Raw genomic sequence first — 4,947 nt, forward strand, 5'->3', positions numbered from 1 at the left:
GCGCCGGCGATGCTCGTCCGCGTCGTGGCGCATGTGGCACCGCTGGCAGAGCGCGGCGAGGTTCCGCGGCCGGTTGTCGCCGGGATCATGGTTGAGGTGCGCGCTCGCGAGGACCACGCGCGTGACGCGCAGCGCGGCGGGCGGGCCGATGCCGGCGAGCCCCGGTTGCGCTCGCGCGAGATCCGCAGGCGCGGCCAGGCGGCGAACCCCCCTACCCTGCCCGTCGCGCCAGCGGCGTGCGTCCTCGTCCCACCAAACGCCATCGCCTAGGTGCAGCACGTCGCGGCCGTGCGGACGCCGGCAATGCTCGCAGCGCCCCTTGGCGCGACCGAAGCGGACGATGGCGGACAGCTCGCGCCAATCGATCGGGTAGAGCCAGCGATGTTCGCGCGCGATCGGCATGATGATTCTATGAGTCATGGCCGAGGGGAACGAAAGCGGAAAATGCACTAAGTGCCTAAAAACCTTCCTAGTGTCACAGTAGGAAAAGGATTAGGTCGCTTCCGCTACCCTTATGCGGACGTGCAGGCCGGCGGTAGCGGCGAGGTCTACCAAGCCGTCGATAGAGAACTTGTCGATCTTGCCGCGGAGTAGGTCCGCCAAGCGCGTTTCAGCAAGGCCGAGCCGTGCGGCGCTCTCCTTCGGGGCAACTCCCAACTTTTCACCCGTGCCGAGACGACACGCATCAGATCGGAACGCACCGTCATAACAGCGGCCTTTCCGGGCGTGTCGCAAAGCGCATCCCACACATTGTCGAACGTCTCTCGACCTTCATCGCCCTTCTCTTAAGCTGACGCCGTTTTGCGCGGCCGGCCACCCTTGCGCCCGTTCACGCGCGAAGCGGCGATCTTGACGGCCGTGCGCGCCCTGCCCCCTTCCGCGCCGAGCTGGCGCGCCATCCACTTCTTCGATCCGAAAACGCCTTGGAGCAGCGCCGGCACGTAGAGGTCCGCATCGAGCTTGGGCCAATGCAGCCCCAGCCCGGCCGGGCTGATCTCAATGTCGGCGAGGCTGTCGGGCGACGCATCAGCCAGCCCCTCGGCTATCTGCGTCGGGAAGGTCAGCTCGACCCCGGTGTTGAGGGCGACCACCACCCGCGCGCGCCGTCGATCGTAACGGGCCGACACGGCATGACCCGCCGCGCGGATCGCCTCCATGCGGGCTTCGGCTTGCGCCAGCTCCTGCTCAGTAATCGCCATGTATCGCACTCCATTCAGCACATAACGTCGGCACCAGCTCGACCAGCGCCGCCTCGATCCTGTTTACGTCCGGCACCTTGAAGCCGTAGCTTTCGCGCAGCACGGGCGGACCATCGGGGCAGTTCAGGTTGAACACCGCCTCCCCTTCCGCGCCCTTCACATGGACATGCGCCGGGCGATGATCGTTCGGCCAGATCACGACCCGCAGGCCGCCGATGCGAAACACTACGGGCATGACCTTATATAACAAAAACCCAAGCGGTAGGGAATAGTTGCAAGCACAGGCGCCCCCGTGCCGGGCCGCGCTCTATCTCCGCTATGCTCCGATCGAGCCGCGCGAGCGCGTCTCGCCCCATGCGGGTGACGATCGCTTGCGCGGGCGGGCAGGCCCGCTTGAGAGACCCCGGCGACACCGGCGGCGTTAGTTCGATCGGAGGGAAAGGGGAGCGCCGCCCCCCCTCTCCCAGCAACGGCAATCAGCCGGGCCGTGGCTCGCTTCGCTGCGCCCGCACCACCCCGGCAGATTCCCGCTGCCCCTCCCCCCGCTGTTCGCCCCGAGGGCGATTTCAGAAGGAATGAGACGATGGAGCAGGACAATCGCGAGAGCTGGTTGCTTGAGACGGTCGGCGCGCCACTATGCCCGCTCGAGGACCACGAGCCGATGCCCATGATCCGCTGGACGACGACGATGAGGGCGACGGCGAGGAGTAGGAGGGAAGGCTCTTTCCTTTTGAGCGAATAACCTTCATAGTGTCACAGTCCAACGAGTTCAGAGGGCATAAAGGTGCAAATCTACTCATTGGTCAGCCAGAAGGGCGGCGCGGGCAAGAGCACGCTTGCCCGCCAACTCGCGGTGCTCGCGGGCGAGATCGAGCCGAGCCTGATCGTCGACCGCGACCCGCAGCGCACTACGACCAAATGGTGGACGCGCCGCGAGCAGATCGAGCCCGCGTTCGAGCGCCCCGAGCTGATCTACCTGGACGGCACCAGTCTGACCGAAGCGGTCAAGCGGCTTCGCCGCAAGCCCGAGGGTGCGCTGTTCATCGACACGCGGCCCGCCGTCGAGGAACCGGAGGCCGAGGCGGCGCGGGTGGCGGACCTGGTGATCGTGCCGGTGCGGCCGTCGCCGGACGACCTGGAGGCGGTCGGCGAAACGCTGAAAATCCTTCGTCGGCTTGATCGGCGTGCCGCCGTCATCGTCAACGCCGCCAAGAACGACTCCCGCGCGACCGCCGCGCGTGCCGCCTTGTCGCGCTACCCCGTCGCAGTCTGCCCGACCCATTTATCCGACCGCACCGTCTATCTGGACGCCTCGCTTGAGGGGCGCGGCGTCACGGAAATGCGCGGCCACGCCGCCCGCGAGGCGGCCGACGAGCTGCGCCAGGTTTGGAGCTGGATACAGGAGATCAGAAATGAGCAGTAAGCGCGCCGGCCGGGCGCTCGCCGACGTGATGGGCGAGCTGGACGAGGAGCCGATCGCCGCTGTCCCCGTCGCGGCGGCGGCCGGGGATCGTCCCGCCGATCGGGACAGCGCCGCGCCGGCGATCGTCCCGGTCAACGTGCTTGTCACCCCGCGCGACCGTAAGCGGCTCCGCCAGCTCAGCCTCGATAGCGGCTTGAGCTTGCAGAAGCTCGGGCATGAGGCGTGGAACCGGCTGCTGGAGGCGAGGGGGCTTGAGCCGCTGGAAGCGGTCGCCGCAAACGTGCCGAGTGGCCGAGCGCGACGCTGACCTAAGCGCCTTGGAGCCTGTATGACTAAGAAGGTCAAAAGGATAAAAGGCGAGGGGGGCGGAGTGCTCGACCAGCTCGACCTGTTCGTCACCTTGCCCGGCGACATACCGACGCACGACGAGCAGGAGATGATGGAGCGGCCCTTCTTCAGCCTCTCCAAGCAGCGCCGCAGCGAGCCGATCGACTACCAGGTGCAGAACGGCACCACGACCGTTACTGTCAACGTCACCGCGCCGGCCGAGATCGGCATCGCCACCATCTGGGATTGCGACATCCTCATATGGGCGGTGTCGCAGCTCCGGGCGGCTAAGGCGGCGGGACAGCCGACCACGCCGCACTTCCACGTTCCCCTCTACGAGCTGCTGCGCGGGATCGACCGGCCGACCGGGGGCGACGAGTATCGCCGCATAGTCGAGGCGCTGGAGCGGCTGAGCGCCACCCTGATCCGCACCAACATCCGTCAAGGCAAGAAGAAGCGGCCCGAGGGCTTCCACTGGATCGAACGCTACTCGGCACCGACCGACGATCTGGGGCGATCCACCGGCGTCGAGTTCACCATATCCGATTGGCTTTACGAGGGGGTGCTGACCGACCGCCTCGTCCTCGGCATCGACCGGGCCTATTTTAAGCTGACCGGCGGAATCGAGCGATGGCTATACCGCGTCGTGCGAAAGCATGGCGGGCATCAGCCAGGCGGCTGGGCCTTCACCATGAAGCAGCTCCACCACAAGAGCGGCAGCACCCAGCGCCTTGCCGACTTCGCCAAGGAGCTGCGGCGCGCCGTCGAGCGGCAACGCTTGCCCGGCTATTGGCTGGAGCTGGTCAGAAACTTAGAAGGTGAGGAGGTTCTTAACTTCACCGAACGGTGCCAGCTCTCCACCGATCATCCGGGCTTCCAGTTCAAACGCCTGCCGCGCCCGCCGATGGGCTTCCCCGCCGACTGATCGCTGGGGGCCAAAACCCCGATAGTGACCCCGCCCCGACTATCGGGGGAATGGCCCCTGCGAATCACGGGGTTTCGGCCCCGCGAATCACGGGGTTTCGGCCCCTGAAAATCGGCGTAAGCCGTTGATTTAAAATGCGAGTATGAGTCCGTAAGAGTCTTAACCCTTCTATTACATAGAAGATTCTTCTTAAAGATTCGGGTTTGTGGATAACCGAACAACTCTTCCAATGCGGGGGCCAAAACCCCGATAGGAAACGCCAGAACGTGCCCCGCTACGACGCACTACGACTATCGAGGTTTCACACACCGAAGACCGGCAGCATCATCACTCGTGATAAAGGAGAGGGGGCAAGCGGAATCGGCCTGACGGCCGATGCGCCTTCGTTGCGTGCCGCCTGCGGCGTCGCCTGAGCGGCGCAAGCGCCGCAAGGCTTCCGAGGAAGCCAAGCGCGACCGGCAGTGCATCCCGGCGAGCGACAGTCCCCGGCAAATCGGTCGCTGGAGGCGATTTCCGGGCCGTGGAGCGCGAAAACCGCCCTTTGCACCGGATTACCCATCAAGCGCGCTAGCGCCCTCCTGGCGGCTCGCGCGGATCGGCGAGATCGGCTATGACGATCCCGCCCAACGACACGACCGCGGCCGAGACGCCAATCGCGCACGAGCTGGGCACGCAGTGTGTGGGATTCGTGCTTTCGCGGATCAACTCACGCCGGATCGAACAGGCCGGCGAACTCGCGCTGGTCGTAGTAGCGGATTTTCTCGACCGCGAGCGGGTGTTCGCCCTGGCGCAGCAGGAGGAGCTGGTCGGGCCTCATCCGCATGATTTCGTCGGGCGTGGCGAGCCGCCGGGCCGAAACATGGGCGTTGATGCTTTCCGAGGGACCGGCGCGATTATCGCCCCAGCCGATGCCGCGCGACGTGCTGACCGTATCGTATTCGATCGTGGTGTCCCCGATCGTGCGCGAGAGCATGTCGGCGGTCGCATGATCGTTGACCCCGAACGCCTGGATCACGCCGGCGTTGGACATGAACGTGCCGGCACGCTCGCCATAGGTCGCGCGGAGCTGGTGC

The 4,947-nt window shown here is 65.9% G+C and carries 8 protein-coding genes; 3 read left to right on the plus strand and 5 right to left on the minus strand.

All coding sequences use genetic code 11. The features are described from left to right. The 4 genes from IEX18_RS18380 to IEX18_RS18395 form a co-directional block, all read right to left on the minus strand. A partial coding sequence (locus tag IEX18_RS18380) for a hypothetical protein (protein ID WP_188661374.1) occupies nucleotides 1-402 on the minus strand: 402 nt, incomplete at its 3' end. 90 nt (nucleotides 403-492) lie between these two features. Continuing rightward, nucleotides 493-747, minus strand: a complete 255-nt coding sequence (locus tag IEX18_RS18895) for an XRE family transcriptional regulator (protein ID WP_373284603.1) — start codon at nucleotides 745-747, stop codon at nucleotides 493-495. 38 nt (nucleotides 748-785) lie between these two features. Next, complete coding sequence (locus tag IEX18_RS18390; protein ID WP_188661378.1) at nucleotides 786-1,199, minus strand: DUF2442 domain-containing protein; 414 nt, start codon at nucleotides 1,197-1,199, stop codon at nucleotides 786-788. Next, complete coding sequence (locus IEX18_RS18395) at nucleotides 1,186-1,434, minus strand: DUF4160 domain-containing protein (protein WP_188661381.1); 249 nt, start codon at nucleotides 1,432-1,434, stop codon at nucleotides 1,186-1,188. Before IEX18_RS18395 ends, IEX18_RS18390 begins: the two co-directional genes overlap by 14 nt. 564 nt (nucleotides 1,435-1,998) lie before the next feature. On the opposite strand from IEX18_RS18395, the gene IEX18_RS18400 reads away from it, so the two are divergent. The 3 genes from IEX18_RS18400 to IEX18_RS18410 are packed head-to-tail and all read left to right on the plus strand — an operon-like array spanning nucleotide 1,999 to nucleotide 3,874. Next, entirely contained in the window at nucleotides 1,999-2,622 is a 624-nt protein-coding gene (locus IEX18_RS18400) for a nucleotide-binding protein (protein ID WP_229664719.1), read from the plus strand. Further along, a complete protein-coding gene (locus IEX18_RS18405; protein ID WP_188661387.1) occupies nucleotides 2,612-2,929 on the plus strand; it encodes a hypothetical protein in 318 nt (105 codons plus the stop codon). Before IEX18_RS18400 ends, IEX18_RS18405 begins: the two co-directional genes overlap by 11 nt. Nucleotides 2,930-2,950: 21 nt before the next feature. Next, the gene (locus IEX18_RS18410; RefSeq protein ID WP_188661392.1) at nucleotides 2,951-3,874 is read left to right on the plus strand and encodes a replication initiator protein A; all 924 of its coding nucleotides are present in this window, start codon (nucleotides 2,951-2,953) and stop codon (nucleotides 3,872-3,874) included. A gap of 706 nt (nucleotides 3,875-4,580) precedes the next feature. Here IEX18_RS18410 and IEX18_RS18415 read toward each other — a convergent pair. Then, nucleotides 4,581-4,947, minus strand: a 367-nt coding sequence (locus IEX18_RS18415) for a type IV secretory system conjugative DNA transfer family protein (protein ID WP_188661395.1), incomplete at its 5' end; no start/stop codon positions are given.

It is taken from the genome of Sphingomonas metalli (genome assembly GCF_014641735.1).
Taxonomy (GTDB): domain Bacteria; phylum Pseudomonadota; class Alphaproteobacteria; order Sphingomonadales; family Sphingomonadaceae; genus Sphingomonas; species Sphingomonas metalli.

Coding starts and splice junctions, on each gene's coding strand:
- IEX18_RS18390 (WP_188661378.1), bottom strand. CDS start 1,199: ATGGCGATTACTGAGCAGGAGCTGGCGCAAGCCGAAGCCCGCATGGAG.
- IEX18_RS18395 (WP_188661381.1), bottom strand. CDS start 1,434: ATGCCCGTAGTGTTTCGCATCGGCGGCCTGCGGGTCGTGATCTGGCCG.
- IEX18_RS18405 (WP_188661387.1), top strand. CDS start 2,612: ATGAGCAGTAAGCGCGCCGGCCGGGCGCTCGCCGACGTGATGGGCGAG.
- IEX18_RS18410 (WP_188661392.1), top strand. CDS start 2,951: ATGACTAAGAAGGTCAAAAGGATAAAAGGCGAGGGGGGCGGAGTGCTC.